General features: G+C 71.5%; 18 protein-coding genes. 12 read left to right on the top strand and 6 right to left on the bottom strand.

Going from position 1 to position 23,620, the window contains the following annotated elements:
* Positions 1-277 precede the first annotated feature (277 nt).
* Positions 278-784 carry a stress protein gene (locus tag ABZ851_RS37025; RefSeq protein ID WP_361137076.1) on the bottom strand — a complete coding sequence of 169 codons (507 nt, stop codon included), beginning with the start codon at positions 782-784 and terminating at the stop codon, positions 278-280.
* Between the two features lie 358 nt (positions 785-1,142).
* On the opposite strand from ABZ851_RS37025, the gene ABZ851_RS37020 reads away from it, so the two are divergent.
* On the top strand, positions 1,143-3,095 hold the full coding sequence (locus tag ABZ851_RS37020; RefSeq protein WP_361137074.1) for a BTAD domain-containing putative transcriptional regulator: 1,953 nt from the start codon (positions 1,143-1,145) through the stop codon (positions 3,093-3,095).
* Positions 3,096-3,156: 61 nt separating this feature from the next.
* Here ABZ851_RS37020 and ABZ851_RS37015 read toward each other — a convergent pair whose 3' ends face one another.
* Positions 3,157-3,945 carry a MerR family transcriptional regulator gene (locus ABZ851_RS37015; RefSeq protein ID WP_361137080.1) on the bottom strand — a complete coding sequence of 263 codons (789 nt, stop codon included), beginning with the start codon at positions 3,943-3,945 and terminating at the stop codon, positions 3,157-3,159.
* Between the two features lie 282 nt (positions 3,946-4,227).
* Between ABZ851_RS37015 and ABZ851_RS37010 the strand changes: the two genes are divergently transcribed.
* Genes ABZ851_RS37010 through ABZ851_RS37000 form a run of 3 tightly spaced genes read left to right on the top strand, consistent with a single transcriptional unit; the run spans position 4,228 to position 7,654 of the window.
* Complete coding sequence (locus ABZ851_RS37010) at positions 4,228-5,760, top strand: NAD(P)/FAD-dependent oxidoreductase (protein ID WP_361137072.1); 1,533 nt, start codon at positions 4,228-4,230, stop codon at positions 5,758-5,760.
* Entirely contained in the window at positions 5,757-6,746 is a 990-nt protein-coding gene (locus ABZ851_RS37005; protein WP_361137070.1) for an alpha/beta fold hydrolase, read from the top strand. The genes ABZ851_RS37010 and ABZ851_RS37005 overlap by 4 nt, the downstream gene beginning before the upstream one ends.
* Positions 6,743-7,654, top strand: coding sequence for an SDR family oxidoreductase (locus tag ABZ851_RS37000; protein ID WP_361137068.1), 912 nt, complete (start codon positions 6,743-6,745; stop codon positions 7,652-7,654). The genes ABZ851_RS37005 and ABZ851_RS37000 overlap by 4 nt, the downstream gene beginning before the upstream one ends.
* 226 nt (positions 7,655-7,880) lie before the next feature.
* On the opposite strand, the gene ABZ851_RS36995 is transcribed toward ABZ851_RS37000, so the two are convergent.
* The 3 genes from ABZ851_RS36995 to ABZ851_RS36985 form a co-directional block, all read right to left on the bottom strand.
* Positions 7,881-8,153 carry a hypothetical protein gene (locus tag ABZ851_RS36995; protein ID WP_176956502.1) on the bottom strand — a complete coding sequence of 91 codons (273 nt, stop codon included), beginning with the start codon at positions 8,151-8,153 and terminating at the stop codon, positions 7,881-7,883.
* 142 nt (positions 8,154-8,295) lie between these two features.
* Positions 8,296-8,925, bottom strand: a complete 630-nt coding sequence (locus ABZ851_RS36990) for a hypothetical protein (protein WP_361137066.1) — start codon at positions 8,923-8,925, stop codon at positions 8,296-8,298.
* Between the two features lie 306 nt (positions 8,926-9,231).
* Entirely contained in the window at positions 9,232-12,648 is a 3,417-nt protein-coding gene (locus ABZ851_RS36985; protein ID WP_361137078.1) for a S41 family peptidase, read from the bottom strand.
* Positions 12,649-13,240: 592 nt separating this feature from the next.
* Between ABZ851_RS36985 and ABZ851_RS36980 the strand changes: the two genes are divergently transcribed.
* The gene (locus ABZ851_RS36980) at positions 13,241-14,476 is read left to right on the top strand and encodes a hypothetical protein (RefSeq protein WP_361137064.1); all 1,236 of its coding nucleotides are present in this window, start codon (positions 13,241-13,243) and stop codon (positions 14,474-14,476) included.
* A 116-nt stretch (positions 14,477-14,592) separates the two neighbouring features.
* Here ABZ851_RS36980 and ABZ851_RS36975 read toward each other — a convergent pair whose 3' ends face one another.
* Positions 14,593-15,183 (bottom strand): hypothetical protein, encoded by a 591-nt coding sequence (locus tag ABZ851_RS36975; protein WP_361137062.1) that lies wholly within the window; start codon positions 15,181-15,183, stop codon positions 14,593-14,595.
* A gap of 153 nt (positions 15,184-15,336) precedes the next feature.
* Between ABZ851_RS36975 and ABZ851_RS36970 the strand changes: the two genes are divergently transcribed.
* From ABZ851_RS36970 to ABZ851_RS36940, 7 genes are all read left to right on the top strand, one after another.
* Positions 15,337-15,807 (top strand): ATP-binding protein, encoded by a 471-nt coding sequence (locus ABZ851_RS36970; RefSeq protein WP_361137060.1) that lies wholly within the window; start codon positions 15,337-15,339, stop codon positions 15,805-15,807.
* A gap of 147 nt (positions 15,808-15,954) precedes the next feature.
* Positions 15,955-16,530: a TetR/AcrR family transcriptional regulator gene (locus tag ABZ851_RS36965; RefSeq protein WP_361137058.1), complete on the top strand. Its 576-nt coding sequence runs from the start codon at positions 15,955-15,957 to the stop codon at positions 16,528-16,530.
* 125 nt (positions 16,531-16,655) lie between these two features.
* Positions 16,656-18,956: an MMPL family transporter gene (locus ABZ851_RS36960; RefSeq protein ID WP_361137056.1), complete on the top strand. Its 2,301-nt coding sequence runs from the start codon at positions 16,656-16,658 to the stop codon at positions 18,954-18,956.
* 298 nt (positions 18,957-19,254) lie between these two features.
* Entirely contained in the window at positions 19,255-20,475 is a 1,221-nt protein-coding gene (locus ABZ851_RS36955) for an energy-coupling factor ABC transporter permease (protein WP_361137054.1), read from the top strand.
* 1 nt (position 20,476) lies between these two features.
* Positions 20,477-21,238 (top strand): cobalt ECF transporter T component CbiQ, encoded by a 762-nt coding sequence (gene cbiQ / locus ABZ851_RS36950; protein ID WP_336052097.1) that lies wholly within the window; start codon positions 20,477-20,479, stop codon positions 21,236-21,238.
* Positions 21,226-21,999, top strand: coding sequence for an ABC transporter ATP-binding protein (locus ABZ851_RS36945; RefSeq protein ID WP_336052098.1), 774 nt, complete (start codon positions 21,226-21,228; stop codon positions 21,997-21,999). Before cbiQ ends, ABZ851_RS36945 begins: the two co-directional genes overlap by 13 nt.
* Positions 22,000-22,172: 173 nt before the next feature.
* A complete protein-coding gene (locus ABZ851_RS36940; protein WP_361137052.1) occupies positions 22,173-23,381 on the top strand; it encodes a serine hydrolase domain-containing protein in 1,209 nt (402 codons plus the stop codon).
* The last annotated feature ends 239 nt before the right edge of the window (positions 23,382-23,620 follow it).

Here is a 23,620-nt window from a genome sequence, read left to right as displayed (position 1 = left end):
CGCAATCCCCACCGAGCCAGAAGGCCCTCACCTCGTTCAAGCACCACGAAGGCGCATGTCGCCTGTCACCAACGTGCCGGGACAGCACACCTAGCGGGCCGGAGCCGCGGGCGGCGGGGGCGGGGTGGTGGCGGCCGGTACGGGCCTGCGTGGCCGGGACGCTTGCGCGCAGCAGAAACGGCCCACCGGATTCGCGCAGCAGAAACGGCCCACCGGAATGCGGCGGGCCGTCATACAGCGGGAGGCGTGGTCAGTGCTCCAGGCTCCGGCCGGTGCCTCAGGCGATGCGGGAGAACTTCACGTAGCCACCGTTGTCGGGACGCTCCCAGACGCCGCGGAAGGCCCAGTTGATGTAGCCGCCGTCACCCTGGTTCGTGAACTCGCCGTCCTCGAAGATCCAGATGCCGTAGGTGACGCCGTCATAGGTGGCCGAGCCGTACTGCTTCACGCCGTTCAGCTTGTCCTCGTACGGCTGGCTGAGGTTGTGGACCATGACGTTGTAGTGCTGGCCGCTCTCGTAGAACGCGGTCTCCATCAGGTTCTTGACGAAGCCGTCGCGGTTCTGGGCGGTCTTGACCGCGGCTTCGATCTTGTTGGCGATGCCGAGCGGGTCGACGTTGAAGTTCACGTTGGCGCCGACGCTGACCGGCGACTCGCCCGCCGCGGCGGCGGGAGCGGCCGGGGCGGCCGACGCGGTCGCCGGGAAGGCGACGGCGGTGCCGCACAGCGCCGCGCACAGCGCCGCGGCCGCAAGGCCCTTCTTCACGACAGTCTTGGTAACCATGGTTCTCCTCCATGTGTACGGGGATGGCAGTCCTCTCCGGTCCCCGACAGGGCTTCGGGGACCGGAGAGCAGGCCCGGGCAGCGGCTAGGGGTTGGCCGCTGCGACCGGCACAGGAAGGATGTTTCGCGGCCTCGCTCATGAACCGCTCACATTGTGATCACGTACTTCGCAGGTGGTCCGCACCTTTCACTGACTTTCCGTCAGTCCACCTTCCGTGTCCACATAGTGAGAGCGATGCGGCAAACGGAACCCTGCCTTCCCGCCGGTGGTCTTTTCTGGCAAAAGGGCGGTTTGCTGGGCGCGCATCGACGGCATGAACTCGAGGGCACAATGGTTCAGTTGCGGCTACTGGGGCCGGTGGAAATCGAAGTGAACAATGGGCGGCTGCTGAGCCTGGGAGCGGGCCGATTGCGCACCGTGGCCGCGATACTGATCAGCGAGGTCAATCGCGTGATCCCGGTGGGCAGGCTGATCGACCTGGCGTGGGACGCGGACCCGCCGGCCAGGGCGAGAGGCGTGGTCCACAACCATGTGCACCGCTTGCGGCAGTTGCTCGCCGGCCAGGCCGAAATCGCCACCCGCGGCGGGGGATATGTGCTGATCGCCGACCCGTGCGCGGTGGATGTGAACCGGTTCCGGGAGCTGGTGTCCGGCGCCCGTGAGGCCGAGCCGTGGACCGCCGTCGGGCAACTGCGCCAGGCGCTCGGTCTGTGGCGTGGTGAGGCGCTGGCGGATGTGCCCGGCGACCGGGTCAGACGGACGCTGGGCGTCGGCCTGACCCAGGCGAGGGTGGCGGCGCTGCAGGAGCTCGGCGGCAAGCTGCTGCTGCTCGGCAGATACGGGGAAGCGGTCACGGAGTTGACCGCCCATCTCGCGGAGCACCCGCTGCACGAGGAGCTGACGGCGCTGCTGATGCGTGCGCTGCAGGCGAGCGGCAGACAGGCCGAAGCCCTCGGCCACTACCACCGGACCAGACGCCACCTGAAGAACCAGCTGGGCATCGATCCCGGCCCCGCCCTCAGCGAGACGTATCTGGCGGTGCTCGACGGGAAGCCGGCGGCCGTGCCGCACGTCGTCGGCCGTCCCCCGGCGGCCGGCCCCCGTCCCGCCGTGCCGTACGCCGCCGACCGCCCGCCGCCCTCCGTCGGGCAACTCCCGCCCGCTGTCCCCCTCTCCGCCGCGCCGCTCCCGTCCGCCGTCCCGCCTTCCGCCGCACACCTCCGGCCCGCCGCGCCCTCACCCGTGGCCCAACTCCCGCCCGCAATAGCTGACTTCTGTGGCCGCGCGAGGGAGACCGCCGCGCTGGACGAGACCCTGGACCGGGTCCCGGGGCCGGGCTGTGTGGTGGTCGCGGGCGGGGGCGGGGCCGGCAAGACCACCCTGGCGGTGCACTGGGCGCACCGGAGCAAGGCCGAATTCCCGGACGGACAGCTCTTCGTCGACCTCCGGGGCTTCGAGCGTCCCCCGATGCGGCCGGGCACCGTTCTGGGGAGGTTCCTGCAGGCTTTGGGGGTGCCGGACGCGACGATCCCCGACTCCGAGACGGAGCGCTCGGCGCTCTACCGTTCGCTGCTCGCCGGGCGGCGGATGCTCGTGGTGCTGGACAACGCCGGGACGGCCGAGCAGGTGCGCCCCCTCCTGCCCGCGACGCCGGGCACGCTGGCCGTGGTGACCAGCCGGCGGCGGCTGAGCGGGCTGATGATCCGGGACGGGGCGGCGCTGGTCACGGTGGGCCCGCTGCCCGCTGACGACGCCCTGGAGTTGCTGGGGAGCGCGCTGGGACGGCAGCGCATCGCGGCGGAGGGCGCCGCCGCCAGGGAGCTCGTCGAGCGCTGCGACCGGCTGCCGCTGGCGCTGCGGATCGCCGCCGCACGGCTGATGGCACACGTCGGCTGGTCGCTGGCGGACTGGACGAAGAAGCTGGCCGACGAGCGGCACCGGCTGTGCGAGCTGTCCGCGGCCGATCCGGACCTGTCCATGGAGACCGGTCTGTCGCTCAGCTACCGCGCACTGTCGAGCGGTGCCGCACGGCTGTTCCGGCTCCTCGGCCTCGTCCCCGGACCGGACGTGGAGGTCCATGCCGCCGCCGCGCTGGCCGGCCAGGATCTGCCGCGCACCCGCCGGCACCTCGCCGAGCTGTGCGAGGCGCACCTCCTCGAAGAGCAGGCCGGGGGCCACTTCGCGCGGACCGGGCTGGTGCGCGTCTACGCCGGGAAGCTCGTCGCGTCCGAGGAGCCGTCGGCGGACCGGGACCTCGCCCTGCGGCGCCTGTCCGACCACGCGGCCGGGGTGCGGACGGGACCTGGGTGAGCCGCGAGGGCGGGCGCCTGCTTGCGGCCCGGACGAGCCGCGACCGCTCCGCCGGGCGCGCTCATCCCCCGTCCTGCCCCTGCCTGTTGCCGCGTGCCCCCTCCCCGTCCTGGTCCCGCCCCTGCTCCTGCCCGTGTTCCCGCAGCCACGTCGCCAGCTCCGCCCGGACGCGGCGGTCCACGGCCATGGAGAGTTCGGCCTCCACCACGCCCTTGGTGAGCGGGCGGAACCTGTCGACGGTCTCGGCGATGCGGTCGACCTCGTCGGGGCCGGGGGGCTCGCCCGCCCGGGTGCGGGAGTGGGCGTCGGAGAGGAGGTGGGTGCGGATGAGGGTGGCGAAGATGTCGGCGAGGGCGTCGGCGTGGGCGCGCACCTGGCGGCCGGCCTCCAGGACGTCGGCCAACGGGATGCCCCGGCCGACGAGTTCGGTGGAGGCGTCCAGCAGGCGGCGGCTGATGTGGACGAACTCGTCGCCGTCGACGGCCAGGTAGCCGATGTCCAGGGACGTGGTGAGGTTTTCGGGGGTGATGTCCTTGCTGAAGTGGTCGGCGAGTTCTTCGGGGGTGAGGCGGACGGGCGTCTCCTCGGACCAGGGCGCCACCAGGGTGTCGTCCAGCCCCAGCAGTTCGCGCACATCGCGGCCGGTGTCGAAGGCCGAGAGCAGTTCGGCGATGCCGCCGAGGGTGTGGCCGCGCTCCAGGAGGGCGCCGATGGTGCGCAGGCGGGCGAGGTGGTGCTCGTTGTACCAGGCGATCCGGCCCTCGCGGCGCGGCGGCGGGATGAGCTTGCGCTCGCGGTAGAAGCGCAGCGTACGGACCGTGATGCCGGCCTCCCTGGCCAGGTCGGCCATGCGCAGTTCGCGCGCCGGGGGGTGTGCCGCCGCTTCCGTGCCCGCGTCCTCGGGGTTCTCGTTCGCTGCCACGGGCTCAGCCTATGCCCGGGGGTGCGGCACGGGACCGGGGCGGCAGCCGGCGGCAACTTCCTGCCGCCCGACCCCTACCGCTCGGTACGTGGCTGCCCTACGCTCCAACTGTGCCAGTGATTGCTGGCGCGATGGGGTGGGCGGCTGCGGCGTCGGACCTCACGGCACCGAAGATGGCAGTGGAGTACGTCGAACTCGGGAGGCGGCGCAATGGCCGAGCGCGAGCGCAGGCATGTGCGGGTTGCGGTGATCGGATCGGGGTTCGGGGGTCTCGGCGCAGCGGTCCGGCTGCGGCGCGAAGGGATCACCGACTTCGTCATCCTGGAGCGGGCCGGGGCGGTGGGCGGCACCTGGCGGGACAACAGCTATCCGGGCTGCGCCTGCGACGTCCCCTCGCATCTGTACTCCTTCTCCTTCGCGCCCAACCCGGAGTGGCCGCGGAACTTCTCCGGGCAGCCGCACATCCGCGCGTACCTGGAGCGGGTCACCGACACCTTCGGACTGCGTCCGCACCTCCGCCTCAACTCGGAGGTGCACAGCCTGCGCTGGGACACCGAGGCGCTGCACTGGGAGCTGGCCACCGCCGGTGGGCCGCTGACCGCGGATGTGGTGGTCTCGGCGACCGGGCCGCTGTCGGACCCCAAGGTTCCCGACGTACCGGGGCTGGACACCTTCCCCGGCAAGGTCTCGCACTCCGCCCGCTGGGATCACGACTACGACCTGCGGGGCAAGCGCGTCGCCATGATCGGCACGGGCGCCTCGGCGATCCAGATCGTGCCGGCGATCCAGCCGGACGTGGCACGCCTCACGCTCTTCCAGCGCACCGCGCCCTGGGTGCTGCCGCGCGCCGACCGCAGGATCAGCGCGGCCGAGAAGTGGCTGCACCTCAAGGTGCCCGCGACCCGGGCCGCACGCCGCGGCCTGCTCTGGGGCCTGCGGGAACTGCAGGTCAGCGCCTTCACCAAGCGCCCCAACGAGCTGGGACTGGTCGAGCTCCTGGCCCGGAACCACATGAGGAAGGCCGTCAAGGACCCCGCGCTGCGGGCCGTGCTGACCCCCGACTACCGCATCGGCTGCAAGCGGATCCTGCTCTCCAACACGTATTACCCGGCCCTGGCTCAGCCCAATGTGGACGTGGTCGCCGCGGGGCTGAAGGAGGTGCGCGGCAGCACCCTGGTGGGGGCCGACGGGAGCGAGGTGGAGGCCGACGCGATCGTCTTCGGCACCGGGTTCCATGTGACGGACCTGCCGATCGCCCAGCGGGTGACCGGCGCCCACGGGACGACGCTGGCCGAGGAGTGGAAGGACGGCATGGAGGCGCTGCGCGGCACCAGCGCGGCCGGCTTCCCCAACTTCCTCACCGTCATCGGGCCCAACACCGGCCTCGGCAACAGCTCGATGATCCTGATGATCGAGGCGCAGCTGAACTACCTGGCCGACTTCATGCGCCAGCTGGACGTCCTCGGCGGAAAGATCGCCCTCGACGCCCGGCCGTCCGCCGTCAAACAGTGGAACCACACGCTCCAGCAGCGGATGGCGCGCACGGTGTGGAACACCGGCGGCTGCAACAGCTGGTACCTGGACGCGAACGGCCGCAACACCACCGTCTGGCCGGGCACGACCGGGGAGTTCAAGAAGGTCACCCGGCAGGTCGACCTCGCCGAGTACGAGGTACTGCGGCCACCGTCCGGCCGGCCCGGGGAGCGGGCCGCCGCCGGCCCGCGCACGGAGGTGGCCGCATGAGCCGTCGTCCCGGACACGTCACCACCGGCCCGTACGCGCCGCCGGTGCCCCGTGCGACGCTGACCGTCACCTCGGCCGACGGCGCCCGGCTGCACGCCGAGGTCCACGGCCCGAAGGACGCGCCGGCCGTCGTCCTGGCGCACGGCTGGACCTGCTCGACCGCCTTCTGGGCGCCGGTCGTCCGCGAGCTGGCCGCCGAGCACAAGGTCGTCGTCTACGACCAGCGCGGTCACGGCCGCAGCCCCGCCGCAGGGCCGGCCGGCCACAGCACCCATGCGCTCGCCGACGACCTGGTGGCCGTACTGGACGCCACCCTGCTGCCGGACGAACGCGCCGTGCTGGGCGGCCACTCCATGGGCGGTATGACGATCATGGCCGCCGCCGGACGGCCGCAGCTGCGCGAGCGGGCCGCCGCCGCACTGCTGTGCAGCACGGGAATGGCCGATCTGCCCGCCGAATCACGGGTGTTCCCCCTGCGCAGCCCGCAGGGCCGGCGCCGTGCGCACCGGCTGATGCTGCACTCCCGGGCGCCGCTCGGCCCCGTATCGCCGCTCGCCAAACGCGCCCTGAAGTACGCCACCATGGGCCCCGGCGCCACCGCCGAGCAGATCGAGGCCTGTGCGCGCATCGTGCACGCCTGCCCGCCCGGGGTACGGGCCCGCTGGGGCAGGGTGCTGGCCGGGCTCGAACTGACCGGTGGCGTCGGCGGGCTGGAGCTGCCGACCGCGGTCCTCGCGGGCACCGCCGACCGGCTCACCCCGCTCGTGCACGCCCGCCGGCTGGCCTCCGTCCTCCCCGACTGCCTCGGTCTGACCGAGCTGCCGGGCCGGGGACACATGACGCCGGTCGAGGACCCCGGCGCCGTCGCCGGCCGGCTGCGCGAGCTCGTCGGGGACCATCTGCGGCCGGCGGGCACGGGGGCAGCCGAGTCCGCGACCGCCGAAGTCCCCCACTCCACACGGCAGAAGAAGGAGAGGACGGCATGAGCGCGAGCGCGAACCGGAGCCGGAGCGGGAGCGGGGCGGGGAGCCTGGAAGGCCAGGTCGTCGTCGTCACCGGCGCGGCCCGTGGGGTCGGTGCGCTGCTGGCCCGCAAGCTGTCGGCGCGCGGGGCGGCGCTGGCGCTGGTCGGTCTGGAGCCGGACGAACTGCGGGGCGTCGCGGCCTCGCTGCACGGTCCGGCGCACCACTGGCACGCCGATGTCACCGACCACGAGGCCATGGCCCGCGTGGCGGGCGAGGTCCAGGACCGCTTCGGGAAGGTCGATGTGGTCGTCGCCAACGCCGGGGTGGCGACCGGCGGCCCGTTCGCCGGCTCCGACCCGGACTCCTGGCGGCGGGTCATCGAGGTGAACCTCATCGGCGGCGCGGTCACCGGCCGCGCCTTCCTCCCCGCCCTCATGGCGTCCCGCGGCTACTTCCTGCAGATCGCCTCGCTGGCCGCGATCACCCCGGCGCCGATGATGACCGCCTACTGCGCCTCCAAGTCGGGCGTCGAGGCCTTCGCGCACAGCCTGCGCGCCGAGGTCGGCCACAAGGGCGTACGGGTCGGGGTCGGCTATCTGAGCTGGACCGACACCGATATGGTGCGCGGCGCCGACCGGGACGAGGTGATGCGTGAGCTGCGCTCCCGGCTGCCGTGGCCGGCGAACAGGACCTATCCGCTGGGCCCCGCCGTCGACCGGATCGTCGCGGGCATCGAGCGCCGTTCCGCGCACGTCTACGGCCAGTGGTGGCTGCGCGGGATGCAGTCGGTCCGCGGGTATCTGCCTTCGCTCATCGGGTCGGTGGGCCAGCGGGAGGTACGGCGGTTCGGCGACCGGCTGGAAGGTCTGCGGACCGGCCTGGTGGGGGCCGGCGGCGAGGCGGACGAGAAGGCGCGGGCGGGCCGGTGACCCGGGCCGCGGCGGGCGGACCGGTGGCCCGGGCGGCGAACAGCCTGGGAGAAGGCCCTGAGCTGCACCGGAGCCGCCCCTGAGCGCCCGGCCGGCGCCTGCTGTGTGCCGGGTGAGCGGCTGGCGAGCGATCCTCGCGCGTCACGGAGCGTAGTCATCCGTGATCGAAATGCGAGCAATGTCCGGGCGTGTCACGCTGAACGGGGCCCAACCCCCCTACACCCCACTAGGAGTGAACAGCATGGGCATCAAGGACCAGTTCCAGGACAAGGCCAACGAGCTCAAGAACCAGGCGCAGAACGCCCGGAGCGACGCTCGCGAGCAGGGTCACGAGCGCGGTGGTCAGCGCCAGGACCGTGAGCACGGCGGTCAGCGCCAGGACCAGGAGCGTGGCGGCCAGCGTCAGGGCGGCCAGCAGCCGCGTGACCGTGGCCAGCAGGGCGGCCGTCCCGCCCAGGACGCGATGGACGCCGCCGAGGGCCGCTTCCAGAGCTGACACGGCTCGTCCTGAACCTCACGCGCGGCGGCGTACGCGTCATGCGTGAAGGGGCGCACCCGGTCGACCGGGTGCGCCCCACCGCATTGTCAGCCGACGGTCAGGCGACCGGCCGTCAGGCGGCTGACGATCAGGAGACTGACGGTCAGGCGACGACCTTGAGCTCCGTCGGCCAGCCGTACCGCCCGGCCTTGTCGAAGAGGTTCCCGATGTCGGCCGGCTTCAGCTTGATGCAGCCCAGCGAGCGGTAGTCACCGGCGCCGTCCCAGCGGTAGGGGCTGTCCTGGCCGGGCTCGGCGGACGCCTGGCTGCCCTCGGGCCACATCTCGCTGTGCACGAACAGCTCGGCGCGCGTGGTCCGGCCGTTCTCGCACACCTTGTCCTGGACGTGTATCACCTTCCCGTTGACCCCGTCGTCCCCGCCGTTGTAGTGCGCGTCATGGGCCAGTACCCGGTAGGTGCCGTCCGGCAGCCAGCCCTGGGAACCGGCGCACTCGTCCGTGCCGTTGCGGCCGCCGTCGCCGGAGCCCGCACGGTACGTGGCGAGCACCGTGTCACGGGCGCCGGGAACGCTCTGCATCAGGGAGAGGGACGACTTGCCGGGGTCGCTCCGGTTCTTGTCGAAGGAGAGGTAGGTACCGCCGACCGCGGCCTTTCCTGCGGTCTGCCGGGACGCCGGCTGGGCGGCCAGCGCGGGGACGGCTTGGGCGGCGACCAGGCCACCGGCCAGGGCCAGCGCGGCGGCCGGCGGGACGATCCGTCGACGGATTCCCATCGGTGTATCTCCGTTGAGGTGGGGGGCGTTGGCGGGGCTCGTGCAGCTGCTGCAGGTGCCCCGGCCGGGAAGAATACGGCCCCCATGTAATGGGAACGTGACAGTGACGCGAGCCGCTGACCAGGGCCGGGATCTGACTGTCCGGGCAGGTCGGAGGGGGTGTCGACCTGGTCAGGGCAGGCGACGGTGAGGTCGTCCGGGAGAGGCGAGGGGTGACGGGGAGGGCGTGGTGGCCCTGGCGGACTGACTGCCCATCAGGTGATCCGGTGGCCCGTGACGTGTGCGGAGTTGCTCAATATCCGACCGTCAGGCCCCCGCCGCCTCCTCCGCGCCCCCGTCCCGCGGCGGCAGTGGCGGCCGCCGCCGGTCCGGTGCGTCCGACAGGTCCGGAGGGGTCGACGCCGGATGCCGCTCCAGGAGCTCCAGCACCGTGCGCACCGCGACGCCCAGCTGCGGATGCCGGCCCTCGGCCCAGTGCAGCGGGGAGCGCAGCGCCTCGATGTCGACCTCGACGCCGTGGTTCTCCACGCCCCAGCCGTAGAGCCGGAACCACGCGGCATTCATCGGGACGGTGATCGCGGTGCCGTCGGCGAGCCGGTGCCGGCCGGTCATCCCGACCACCCCGCCCCAGGTCCGCATGCCGACCACCGGGCCGATGCCCAGGAGCTTGAAGGCCGCGGTGATCATGTCGCCGTCGGACGAGGTCATCTCGTCGGCGACCGCCACCACCGGCCCGCGCGGGGCGTTGCTGGTGTACGAGACGGGCTCGGCGTCGCGGGTCAGGTCCCAGCCCATGATGGTGCGGGTCAGCTTCTCGATCACCAGCTCGGAGATGTTGCCGCCCGCGTTGCCCCGTACGTCCACGATCAGCGCGGGCCGGGAGACCTCCATCCGCAGATCGCGGTTGAACTGCGCCCAGCCGGAGCCGCCCATGTCGGGGATGTGCAGATAGCCGCAGCGGTCGCCGCTCAACTCCCTTACCACGGCGCGGCGTTTGGCCACCCAGTCCTGGTAGCGCAGCGGCCGTTCGTCGACCAGCGGGACCACCGCGACCCGGCGCGGCGGGCCCTCGCCCTCCGGCGGGGAGAAGGTCAGCTCCACGGTGGTGCCGCCGGCCGCGGCCAGCAGCGGATACGGCCCGGCCACCGGGTCCACCTCGCGGCCGTCGACATGGGTGAGCGCCGAGCCCTCACGGATGCCGGTACCGGCCAGCGGGGAGCGGGCCTTGGAGTCCGAGGACTCGCCGGGCAGGATCCGGGTCACCACCCAATGGCCGTCGCGGCACACGAGGTTGGCGCCGAGCAGGCCCATGGCGCGCTGGTAGTGCGGCGGCCCCTCGTTGCGCCGGGCGCCCACGACATAGGCGTGCGACGTGCCCAGCTCGCCCATCACCTCGCGCAGCAGATCGGCGAACTCGTCCGGGGAGGCGACCCGTTCGAGCAGCGGCCGGTACTGCGCGAGCACCGCATCCCAGTCGAGGCCGCACATCTGCGGGTCCCAGAAGTAGGTCCGGGTGATCCGGCCCGCCTCGTCGAACGCCTGGTGCCACTCCGCCACCGGGTCGACGTCGTGCAGGATGCGCCGCAGGTCCAGGAAGACCGTCGAGTCGCTGTCCGGCGGCTCGGTCGCGGGCACCGCACGCAGATCGCCCTCGTCGTTGACGACCAGCCGGGTGCCGTCGCCGCTGAGCGCGAAGGCGTCCAGCGAGCTGGTGAGTTCGGTGCGCCGCGCCTTGGTCAGGTCGAAGTGTTCGAGGGTGGGCCGGCCCGAGGTGTCGGCCGGGTTGGCGAAGGTCTCGCCCAGCGCGCCGGAGATCGGCCAGCGCAGCCAGACCAGTCCGCCGCCGCTGACCGGCTCCAGGGAGGAGTACTTGGACGCCGCCACCGGGAACGGGGTGACGCGGTTCTCCAGCCCCTCCACCTCCACCAGCACCGTCCCCGCCTCGGACGGCTGCTCGTCCGGGTCGAGGCCGCCCGCCGCGGGCCGGCCCTCCGGGGACAGCGCGAAGGGGGAGGGGGTGGCCGACGAGAGCGGTACGAGGTACGGGCGGCAGCCCAGCGGGAACGACAGATCGCCGGTGTGCACGTCGTAGACCGGGTCGAAGCCGCGCCAGGACAGGAACGCCAGATAGCGGCCGTCGCGGGTGAACACCGGCTGCTCGTCCTCGAACCGGCCGTTGGTGACGTCCACGATGTGCCCGTCGGACAGCCGGGCCATCTTGATCTGCCGCAGCGTCCGGCCGATGCCGGGGTGCGACCAGGTCAGCCAGCGCGAGTCCGGCGAGAACGCCAGATCGCGGACCGGGCCGTTGACGGAGCGAACCAGCTCGGTGACGCCACCGCCGGGCCCCGCGTCCGCCTCCCCGGCCGCCCCTTTCCTTCCCGCCCCCTCCTCGGTCGTCCCTTCCCCGGTCATCCCTTCCCTGGTCGCCCCTTCCTCCGGCCGGGACACGTCCACCAGCAGCAGCCTGCCGTCATGGGAGGCCACCGCCAGCCGCTCCCCGTCCGGTGCGGAGGTCATCTCGTGGACCCGGCCCAGCTCACCGGCGGCCAGCCGGCGCGGTTCGCCCGGCGCGCCGGCCCGCGGCAGGTTGGTGATCTCGATCGCGTCCTCGCCCGCGGCATCGGTGACATACGCGATCCGTCCGGTGGAGCCCAGCATTTCGGGGAGCCGGACCCGTATGCCCGGGGTGTCGTGGATCGTGCGGGCCGGGCCGTCGCGGTGGGTGAGCCAGTACAGGCTGCCGCGCACGCCGACCGCGCTGGCCCGCCCGGTGGTGTCCACCGCGAGCCCGGTGACGTGCGCGGCGGCCGGCACCTGGTAGGTCCGCCGGCCGGCCCGCGGACCGCCCAGGCGTACGGCCAGCTTGCGCGGCACGGCCCGCGGACTCAGGTCGTCGATCAGCCAGAGGTCACCGGCGCACTGGTAGACGATCCGCGAGCCGTCGCTGGAGGCGTGCCGGGCGTAGAAGTCGGCGTGGTCGGTGTGCCGGCGCAGGTCGGTGCTGTCGGGCAGGCAGGAGTAGACGTTGCCGGTGCCCTCGTGGTCGGAGAGGAACGCGACCCGGCCGCCGACGAACATCACCGAGTCGAGGTGCCCCTGCAGATCCGGCAGCAGCCGGGTGCCGTGCAGCCACATCCGGCCCATCGCACCGCCCCGGTAACGCTTCCAGGAGGCGGGCTCGTGCGGCGGTTTGCCGCTCAGCAGCAGGGTGCGGTGCTCCCCTTCGAAGTCGGCGACCGCGATATCGGAGACCGGCCCCCAGGGCAGCTTGCCGCCGGGGCTGCCGTCGGTGGGCAGGCTGTAGGCCCACGAGTAGTACGAGAACGGCTGGCCGTGCGAGGAGACCGCGAGGATGTGCGGCTGTCCCTCGTGGTCGGGCGGCGTCCACCCGCAGACCCGGGCATCGGTACTGCCCCAGTACGTCAGCCGCCGGGCCGGGCCGCCGTCCACCGGCGCGAGATGCACCTCCGGATCGAGGCTGCGCCAGGTGGTGAAGGCGATCTGCGTGCCGTCCGGGGAGAAGCGGGGGTGGCCGACCCGGGTACGGTCCACGGTCAGCCGCCAGGCCCGGCCGGGCTCCTCGCCCTCCGGGGCGATCGGGGCGATCCACAGGTCGTCCTCGGCGGCGAAACAGAGCAGGTCATCGTGCAGATGCGGATACCGCAGATACGCGCTGCCGGACGCCCCCGGCGAGCCCGTGGCGGCCGGCTCCCGACGCAGCCGCCCGCGTGCCTTGTCCCGACGCAGCCGCCCGCGTGCCTTGGCGGGATCCGACTCCGGGCGCGGCCCGACGTCCTCGGGTACATCGCTCACCCACCCATCGTTCCGGGCCGGGGGAGCGGGGGCAAGTCGGCCTGTGTGAGGTGTGCACGGGTTCTCGAGTCGGACATCGCGGTGATGGCGAAAATCCGCGGGCGGATACTCGCCACCTGTTCCGTCTGCCGCAGCACCGCGGTCGGATGCCGGGCCGGCGTTGTCGCTGGACAGTAGCCGTCCGGCTGGCCCGTGGCGGCGCCGTCGACCAGGCGCCGGGTTTTTGGGGAGCCGGAAAAGGCCCGTCGGCCGCCAGGACCGGACCATTAAATAAATGACTCCGCGCCACGCTTTTTCAGTTCCGTATTACAAAAACCTGGCCCGAAAGTCTGCTCTCCCCATCAATATGGCGGCGTACCGTGGATCCGCCGCTCGGGTTCGTTGCCGGAGAAGGCGTCTACGGATGCAGGGGGAAGCCGTGCAGGATGCTATGAGCTCTGGCCGTCGAAAGAATTCTCGCCTCGCATTGTGCACCCATCGCAAATCCCTCGCGGTAACGGTGGTCGCTGCACTCCTGCCGGTCTGCCTGGCGGTATCGTCGGTCGATTCGTCAGCGACATCGACCCGGTCCGGCGGCCCCAGGGTAAAGCCCACGGCGATCGTATCGCTCGGCGACAGCTTCATCTCGGGAGAGGGGGGAAGGTGGCAGGGTAACGTCGATATGGCGTACAGCCAGACGGACAGCATGTTCGGAACGGACCGTGCCACCGTATGCGGCTCCGGTGGCTGCCGGAAAGATCCGAGCCGGGTATATGTGGACGGGTCGTACCTGGATCCGACGACCGGAAAGGAGAACGGCTGCCACAGATCGGATGTCGCGGAGATCATGGAGTCGAACATCTCTGTGGACCGCAAGTTCAATCTTGCCTGCTCAGGTGCAGTGACCGGCAACATCCTGCCCGCGGCGGCAGGTGGCACGTCCTTCAAAGGGGAGTGGCCCCAGGCGGACCAGCTGCGCGACCTCGCAAGAACATACGACATCAAGCTGGTTCAGATCTCCATCAGTGGAAATGATCTCGGGTTCAGCGACATCATCAGGAGTTGCATCACCAGATTTCTTTCCAATCCCGTCGGGCAGTACTGCTGGAAAGTCTACGACTGGGACCTCAAGGAAAAATTGAAGAGAGAAGTCCCGGACAAGGTAAAAAATGTGATCGATCAGGTTCGCAGGGTGTTGCGGGAGACGGGGCACCCGGACGGCTCCTACGCCTTGGCGATGCAGTCGTACCCGTCGCCGGTTCCGCTGTCCTCCAGCTACCGCTATTCACAGGGCGTGAGCTTCTCTTCCAGTCGCTACAGTCCAGGCGGATGCCCCTTCTACAACGAGGACACCAACTGGGCGCGCATGGACGTGGTGAAGGGCATCGCCGACATGCTGGAGGGCGTCGCGGCGGAGAAGAACGTCCACTATCTGGATCTCCAGTGGGCTTTCGATGGTCATGAGGTCTGTGCCAAGGGGGTTCGTCATGCCAGGGCCGGTGACACGCCGGCCAGTCCCATTCCCAGCAGGGATGCGGAGTGGATGCGCTTTCTGTCCGCGGGGATTTCTCACGCACAGGGGCAGGTAGAGGAGTCCTTCCACCCGAACTCCTACGGCCAGAAGGTGCTGGGAAAGTGCCTGAAGGATTTCTACGCCCTGACAAGCCCCACGGGACGCCGCGTCGAGTACACATGTCTGAACAGCCGGGGCCAAGGAGCGGAGGGCATGCATCTGAAGCCCCTGAGTCGGTCTTGATCCTTCGTAGTGACGGTCTGCCGGTTGACCCGGCAGACCGTTTCTCGACCGCTCACCCTGGTGGTGGCGGATTCCGCTGCCGGAGGTGACCGCGGGCAGCGAAAACCACAGCCGATCTACCCCAGGGTGACCCTGGCGTACTGGTAGTAGGTCTGACCGTTCTCGTCTCCGTTGTGCTGCCGGCCGACCATGACTTCTTCCGGGCCTGCCTTCGAGTGGCTGGAGCTTTCCCTCTGGCCTGCGGTCCAGCGGTAGGAGGTCAGGTGTACATTCCGCCCCTGCCAGGTCATCGAGGCGGTCGCATACCTCGTCTGTCCGTTCTCGTCCCCGCTGTGCTGCCGGCCGGACAGGGCCTTGTCGGGCGGCGGAGCGGAGAAGAACGATCCGCTCTCCCTTTGGGAACTGCTCCAGGTCGGCCCGCTCACCTGGACGAGTTCGTCGTGGATGAGGATGAATCCGCAGTAGTACGTGGTGTTGCCGTTCTCGTCACCACTGTGCGCCCGTCCGATCAGGACCTGATAAGCCGGGCACTCGACGGGAGTTCCGGCCGACTCTCGCACCGTTCTGGTGTAGCCGTCGATGACGACGACGTCCGCCCTCGGGGCAGCGCTCGCTTCGGTGGCCGATACGGTGCCGAGCCCCACGGACAGGAGACCGGCGCTCGCGAGCGCCAAGGCGCGTCTGCTGAATCGCGATAACTGACTCACGGGTTTCCTTTCACATGCGTCGTACGCGATGTGTGCCGGTGCAGGCTATTTCCTGGGAGGGGGAACAGTCAGCAGGCAGATTCCAGCCATAGCGGCCTGTATAGCCAGACCCTTTTACCCTATAAAAATTCCACCGGAATGCCTGAGGTCTGAATGCGTGGGCATCGGGCACGTCCGAGCGGGCTCGCGGCGGCGCGCTCCCACACGGCCTTCGAAGGCGTCGGCCCAGGTGCATCGGGTCGCCATGGCGGAGCTGGAGTACAGGGCCTGACTGCGCTTCGGCCCGCGGCGGCCACCGTAAATCGAGGTACGGAACCCGGTCCGCTCGACAATGCGCAGGATGCACTCGCCGACTTCGGTTGGGTCTCGGAGTCCGGACTCAACGCGCTGAAGTACCACGGCAGTCGTCTCATCGCCGTCGCGCTCTCGCGTACCGCCGAGACCGCGTGCATCGGCGTGAGCGATGAGGGGCGGGGCTATGCGTCCGTGCCACTCCCGCCGGGACCTGAGCAGGAGGGCGGGCGGGGACTGCTCATCGTGGAGGCGCTGGCCGACCGCTGGGGGCAGCGGAAGCTGGACTGCGGCGGTTTCACCGTCTGGGCCGAGATGGCCCTCAAGCGCTGAGGGCCGCCCCGGTGACGCAGACCACGAGCGAAACGCTTCCGTTTCGATCGGCAGTGCCCTATCTTCGAGGTGTACGAAACCGTTTCGTTCGCGGTTGCCGTCGGTAAGGTGGCCGCGTGCGTACGGTCCGACCAGGAGGTAGGTGTCATGGGGCGCAGCCGGCTGACTCCCGAGCGGGAGGGCGAGCTCTTCAATGCCGTGCTCGAGCTGCTGCGCGAGGTCGGCTATGACGCGCTGACCATGGATGCCGTCGCCGCCCGTACGCGGTCCAGCAAGGCCACCCTCTACCGCCAGTGGCAGGGCAAGCCGGAGCTGGTCGCCAGGGCGCTGCGGCACTGCAAGCCGGTCAGTACCGCGGACGTCGACACCGGGAGCCTGCGCGGCGACTTCGCCGAGCTGGTGCGCCGGGCCGACGACGCGGGGCAGGTCGAGAAGGACGCGGCCCTGATGCGGGGGCTGGGGATGGCCATCCACGGCAACCCCGAGCTGCACCAGGCCCTCCACGAAGTCCTCCTCGACCCCGAGGTGACCGGGCTGAACGCGATGCTGCAGCGCGCCATCGACCGTGGTGAGATCGCGGCCGGGTGTCCCGCGCTCCAGTTCGCGCCGCACATGCTCGTCGGCGCCCTCATCGCCCAGCAGCTCATCGAGGACCGCGGCGCCGATGCCGCGTTCCTCTCCGCCTATCTCGACGCCGTGGTCTTCCCCGCCCTCGGCGTCTGATCCCGCCCGCCCCACTCCCCTTCAGCACAGCCCTCGTACCCGGCACGCCGCTCTCGTCGCCGGGGTGATGGCGCACGCCTCCGTACGCCCATGCACGCCCTTCATCCGACGGGAGCACCGGTCTCATGGCCACTTTCCTCTACAAGCTCGGCCGCTTCGCCTTCCGGCGGCGCCGCTTCGTCGCCCTGATATGGGTGGCCCTGCTGGCAGTTGCCGGCGTCGGGGCCGCCACCGCCGCCGCACCCGCGGCCGACTCCTTCTCGATCCCCGGCACGGAGGCCCAGCGCGCCTTCGACCTCCTCGACCAGCGCTTCCCCGGCACGAACGCCGACGGCGCCACCGCCCGGGTGGTCTTCAAAGCCCCCGCGGGCGAGACGATGAAGGACCCGGCGAACAAGGCGGCCGTCGAACGGACCGTCCACGCCCTGCAGTCGGGCTCCTCGCAGGTCGACCGGGTCGCCGACCCGTACGCCGCCAAGACCCTGAGCAAGGACGGCCGCACCGCCTACGCCCAGGTCTCCTACAAGGTCACCGGTTTTGAACTGACCGACGCCTCCAAGGACGCCCTCCAGGACGCGGCCAAGGACGGCCGGGATGCCGGACTGACCGTCGAGACCGGCGGCAACGCCCTGCAGGCCATCCCCGAGACCGGTGCGACCGAGGTCATCGGCATCGTGATCTCCGCGGTGGTCCTCGTCATCACCTTCGGTGCGCTGATCGCGGCCGGACTGCCGCTGCTGACCGCGCTGATCGGCGTCGGCATCGGCGTCTCCACCATCACCGCGCTCAGCAGCACGCTCGACCTCTCCAGCACCACCTCGACGCTGGCCACGATGATCGGCCTCGCCGTCGGCATCGACTACGCCCTGTTCATCGTCTCCCGCTACCGCGCCGAGCTCACCGAGGGCCGCGAGCGCGAGGAGGCCGCCGGACGCGCGGTGGGCACCGCGGGCTCCGCGGTCGTCTTCGCGGGGCTGACCGTGGTGATCGCGCTGGTCGGCCTCACCGTCGTCCGCATCCCGATGCTGACGAAGATGGGCCTGGCCGCGGCCGGCACCGTCGTCATCGCCGTACTGATCGCGCTCACCCTCATCCCGGCGCTGCTGGGCTTCGCGGGGGCGCGGGTGCTGCCCCGTAAGGCCCGTAAGGAGGCGCGTAAACCGGAGAGTGCGGGCAGCGCCGAGCGGCCCAATATGGGTACCCGCTGGGCGCGCTTCGTGCTGCGGCGTCCGGTCTCCGTGCTCCTCGCGGGCGTGGTCGGCCTCGGTGTCGTCGCGATCCCCGCGGCCTCGCTGGAGCTGGGCCTGCCGGACGACGGTTCGCAGCCCACCCACACCACTCAGCGCAAGGCGTACGACCTGCTGTCGGACGGCTTCGGTCCGGGCTTCAACGGTCCGCTGATGCTGGTCGTCGACGGGCGGGACGCGCACCACGGGCAGACCGCCAAGTCCGCTGCCGCGCGGGTCGCCAAGGAGGTCGGCAAGCTGGACGACGTCGCCGTCGTCACCCCGCCCACCTTCAACAAGGCCGGCGACACCGCGATGCTGAACGTCGTCCCCAAGTCGAAGCCCAGCAGTGTCGGGACCGAGGACCTGGTGCGCGACATCCGGTCCACGGTGCACGGCATCGCCACGGACACCGGGGCGAAGACCCTGGTCACCGGCACCACCGCGATGAACGTCGATGTCTCGCAGAAGCTGAACGACGCGCTGGTGCCCTATCTGGCGCTGGTCGTCGGCCTGGCCTTCCTGCTGCTGATGGTGGTCTTCCGCTCGGTGCTCGTCCCGCTCAAGGCGGCGCTCGGGTTCCTGCTCTCGGTGGTGGCGGCGCTCGGTGCGGTCGTCGCGGTCTTCCAATGGGGCTGGCTGGCCGACGTGTTCGGGGTCGAGCAGACCGGCCCGATCATGAGCATGATGCCGATCTTCATGGTGGGCGTGGTCTTCGGGCTGGCGATGGACTACGAGGTTTTCCTCGTCACGCGGATGCGCGAGGCCTTCGTGCACGGTGAGCGTCCTGGCGAGGCCGTGGTCACCGGCTTCCGGCACGGCGCGCGGGTGGTCACCGCCGCCGCGGTCATCATGATCAGCGTCTTCGCCGGCTTCATCGGCTCCTCCGACTCGATGATCAAGATGATCGGCTTCGGCCTCGCCGTCGCGGTCTTCTTCGACGCCTTCCTGGTCCGCATGGCCCTCGTCCCCGCCGTCCTGGCGCTGCTGGGCCGCTCCGCCTGGTGGCTCCCGCGGCGGCTCCAGAAGGTGCTGCCGAATGTGGATGTCGAGGGGGAGGGGTTGCGTACGCAGCTCGGGGACAAAGACGGGGACGGCAGCAGCGGTACCGGTACCGGTACCGGTACCGGTACCGGTACCGGCACCGGCAGCGCTGACGGGCCGGACCCGAGTGCGGCACGGGAATCGGTCCGCGTCTGACGGGCGCACCAAAGGGCCCGGCGAGGGCCCCCGCGGGGACGGGGGGCCCTCGCCGGGCCCGGCGTACGTATGAGGCGTACGGCGGTGTAAGGGGCGCGCGAGGGCGTACGAGGGCAAGGCCGGCACCCCCGCTTATTCGTACGTACGCACCCCTGGGGGAGGGTGTGCGGAGGGTGTGCAGGTGAGACCCGGCTTTGCGTGCGCCGCGGCCGTTTCGCATCATGGGCGCTCTTGCAAGTTATTTGCAGGAGACACCACCATTGGTGGGTTGCAGAGCCTGAAGCGGAAGAAGCCTGAGATGCACGTACCCGATGGATTCATCAATGCGCCGGTGTCGGCCGCGACCGGTGTGGTCGCCGCCGCCGCGGTCGCGGTCAGTCTGCGGGGCGCCCGGCGTGAGCTGGCGGGTGCGGGCGCGGGCGGTGTCGCGGGCGCGGAGCGTACGGCGCCGCTGGCCGGACTGGTCGCGGCGTTCATCTTTGCCGTGCAGATGCTGAACTTCCCGGTGGCCGCGGGCACCAGCGGGCATCTGCTGGGCGGTGCGCTGGCGGCGATACTCGTCGGCCCGTACACCGGTGTGCTGTGTGTCTCCGTCGTGCTGCTGATGCAGGGCGTGCTGTTCGCCGACGGCGGGCTGACGGCGCTGGGCGTGAACATCACCGATATGGCGATCGTGACGACCGTGGTCGCCTACGCCCTGTTCCGCGGGCTGGTGAAGGTGCTGCCGCGGCGGCGCCGCTCGGTCACCGTGGCCTCGTTCGTCGCCGCGCTGGTGTCGGTGCCGGCGGCCGCCGTGGCCTTCACCGCCCTTTATGCGCTCGGCGGGACCGCGGACGTCGCGATCGGCAAGGTGTTCACCGCCATGGTGGGCGTCCACGTCCTGATCGGGATCGGCGAGGCGGCGATCACCGCCCTGACGGTCGGCGCGGTGATAGCCGTCCGCCCCGACCTGGTGTACGGCGCACGGGGCCTGGCCAAGCCGCTGGAGCTGCGGACCTCGCCGCTCGCCCCGCCGGCCGACGAGCCCTCCCGGCCCGCCGCTGCCGCGCCCGCCGCTGCCTCCGCCTCTGCCGCCCCCGCAGGCGCCTCTGCCGCTCCCGCAGGCGCCTCCGTGGCCCCGCGCCGCTCCGCCCGCCGGGTCTGGCTGGCCGGGCTCGCCGCCGCCCTGGTGTGTGCGGGCGGCATCAGCTACTACGCCTCCGCCAGCCCGGACGGCCTGGAGAAGGTCGCCCACGACCAGGGCATCGACGCCAAGGCCCGGGACCACGCCGCCAAGGACTCCCCGCTCGCCGACTACAGCGTCAAGGACATCACCGACCCGCGCCTGGCCGGCGGCCTCGCCGGTGTGATCGGGGTCGGCGCGACGCTCGCCGTCGGCACGGGCGTGTTCGTCGTGCTGCGGCGCCGCAGGAACGCCGACAGCGGCGAGCAGCCGGGTACGGGCAGCGGTGAGCAGCAGGCCGCGGGCAGCGGCGAGCACCAGGGTGCGGGCGCCGGGCGCCCGTCGGAGAGCGCCTGAGATGGGCGCCGGGCATGCGCACAAGCTGTACCGGCACGGACATTCACCGGTCCACGCCCTGCCGGCACACTGCAAGATCGCCGCGGTCTTCTGCTTCGTCCTCGTCGTCGTCTCCACCCCGCGGGAGGCCGTCTGGGCGTTCGGGCTCTATGCGCTGCTGATCGCGGCCGCCGCCGGGGCCGCCCGGATCCCGGCCGGGTTCCTGCTCAAGCGGCTGCTGATCGAGGTGCCGTTCGTCGCCTTCGCCCTGCTGATGCCGTTCGTCGCGGAGGGGCCGCGCGTCGTGGTCCTCGGGATGAGCCTGAGCGAGTCGGGGCTGTGGGGCGCCTGGAACATCCTCGCCAAGGGGACGCTGGGCGTCGCCGCGTCCGTGCTGCTCGCCGCCACCACCGAACTGCGCGCCCTCCTGCTGGGCCTGCAGCGCCTGCGGATGCCGCCGCTGCTCGTCCAGATCGCCTCCTTCATGATCCGCTACGGCGATGTGATCACCGACGAGATGCGGCGGATGCGGATCGCCCGGCTCTCCCGCGGCTTCGAGGCGCGCGGTGTGCGCCACTGGGGCGTGCTCGCCAAGTCGGCCGGTGCGCTGTTCATCCGCTCCTACGAGCGCGGGGAGCGGGTCCACCTCGCCATGGTCAGCCGCGGCTACACCGGCACCATGCCCCAGGTCGGCGAGGCCACCGCCACCCGCGCACAATGGACGGGCGCGGCCGCCCTCCCCCTCGCCGCGCTCGCCGTCTGCCTCCTGGGATGGACCCTTTGAGCACCACCGCACCCGCCCCCTCCCTCGCCGTCTCCCGGCTCGCCTACGCCTACCCCGACGGCCACCAGGCGCTCTTCGGCGTCGACCTGACTGTCGGCCGCGGCGAGCGGGTCGCGCTGCTCGGGCCCAACGGCGCCGGCAAGACCACCCTCGTCCTGCACCTCAACGGCATCCTGGAAGCGGGCGCCGGCACCGTCGAGGTCGCCGGCCTCCCGGTCGCCAGGGAAAACCTCGCGGAGATCCGGCGCCGGGTCGGCATCGTCTTCCAGGACCCCGACGACCAGCTGTTCATGCCCACCGTCCGCGAGGACGTCGCCTTCGGCCCGGCCTCCTCGGGGCTGCGCGGCGCCGCACTGGAGGAGCGGGTCACCGAAGCACTCGGCCGGGTCGGCATGGCGGACTTCGCCGACCGTCCGCCGCACCACCTCTCCTTCGGGCAGCGCCGCCGGGTCGCCGTCGCGACCGTGCTGGCGATGCGGCCGGAGATCCTGGTCCTCGACGAGCCGTCCTCCAACCTCGACCCGGCCTCGCGCCGCGAACTCGCCGACATCCTGCGGTCGTTGGACGTCACCGTCCTGATGGTCACGCACGACCTGCCGTACGCACTGGAGCTGTGCCCGCGGTCCGTCGTGCTCTCCGACGGGGTGCTCGTGGCCGACGGGACCACCCAGAAGCTGCTGTGCGACGAGGAACTGATGCGCACCCACCGGCTGGAGCTGCCCTTCGGCTTCGACCCGCGGTCGGTCGACGTTCCGCGGTGACCTGCCCCGGGCCGACGGTGGCCCGCCGCCGGTCCGGCGGTGACTCTCCGCCGGGCCGGCCCCGGTGAGACCTGGGCCCCCGATGGACCCGTGTGACGAAGGCCACGGGGTGCGGTCCTGGTCATCAGCACTGATCCGCGCGTTGCACCATGGATGGGTCACGAAAGCGACGGATGAGTGGGAAGCAGGAATCAGTGGTGGACGTCCAGGGCACGGTCGAGGACGGCTTCGAGCCGGTCCGGGACGCCTTCATGGCCAACTTCGACCGGCGCGGCGAACGGGGCGCGGCGGTCGCCGTGTACCGGCACGGGCGCAAGGTCGTCGATCTGTGGGGCGGCACCAAGGACGGGGACGCCGGCAAGCACGCGGCGGACGCGGCGCCCTGGGAGGCCGGCACCGCCCAGGTCATCCGGTCCGCGACCAAGGGCATCGCCGCGCTCGTCCCGCTGCTGCTGCACCAGCGCGGACAGCTCGACCTCGATGCGCCGGTCGGCACGTACTGGCCCGAGTTCAAGGCCGCCGGCAAGGAACGCGTCCTCGTCCGCCATCTGCTCTCGCACCGCGCCGGACTCCCGGCCCTGGACACCCCGCTCACCCCCGGCCAGGCCATCGACGGCGTCAGCGGCCCCGCCGCCCTCGCCGCCCAGGCCCCCCTCTGGGAGCCCGGCACCGACCACGGCTACCACGCGCAGACCTACAGCTGGCTGATCGGCGAGCTGGTGCTGCGGGTCACCGGCCGCAGCGTCGGCAGCTGGATCGCCGACGAGATAGCCGGGCCGCTCGGCCTCGACCTGTGGGTCGGCCTGCCCGAGGCGGCGCGGTCCCGCGTCGGACGGCTGGCCGCCGTCGGGGCGCCGGCCCCGCCCGCCGCGACGGGCCTGCGGGTGCGCCCGAAGCCGTCCATCGCCGACGCCTACGCCGATCCGGACTCGCTCACCAGTCGCGCCTTCGCCGCGATCACTCCGGCGCCCGACGAGAACGACCCCGCCTACCGGGCCGCTGAGCTGCCCGCCTCCGGCGGTATCGCCACCGCCCGTTCGCTGGCCCGCTGTTACGCCGCGCTCATCGGGGCCGTCGACGGCCACCCCCGGCTCTTCGCGCCCGCGACGCTCACCCTCGCCCGGACCGAGGAGTCCGCGGGACCCGACCGCACCCTCCTCGTCCCCACCCGCTTCGGCCTGGGCTTCATGCTGAATGGCTCCGCCTCTCCGCTCCTGGGGCCCGGCTCGTTCGGCCATCCTGGCCGCGGGGGCGCCCTTGCCTGTGCCGACCCGGAGACGGGCCTCGCCTTCGGCTACGTCACGAACGGAATGCAGCGGAACGTTACGGCGGATCCTCGTGCGCAAGCGCTGTTGCGTGCCGTTTCCCACGTTGCCGGGTGATCCGCCGTTTTTCTTTCTGTTGTTCTTTCCCGCCTTCGGCGGGAGCGGGGTTGGTTGGGTGTGGTTGCCGCCTTCGGCGGGGGTGGGTTTGTGGGGTGGGGTCCCTCGCTGTGTGGTGGGTGGCGGGTTCGGGGCCTCCGGGGTGGGTTGTCGGACTGCTTCGCTTTACGCTCCGCTGCGCTCCGCCTTTGCTCCTTTTTGGGACCTTTGGAAGCAAAGCCCGACAACCCACCCCTCCG

This window comes from Streptomyces sp. NPDC047049 (assembly GCF_040643995.1).
Classification (GTDB): domain Bacteria; phylum Actinomycetota; class Actinomycetes; order Streptomycetales; family Streptomycetaceae; genus Streptomyces; species Streptomyces mooreae.
This window is presented reverse-complemented; position numbering and strand designations above follow the sequence as displayed.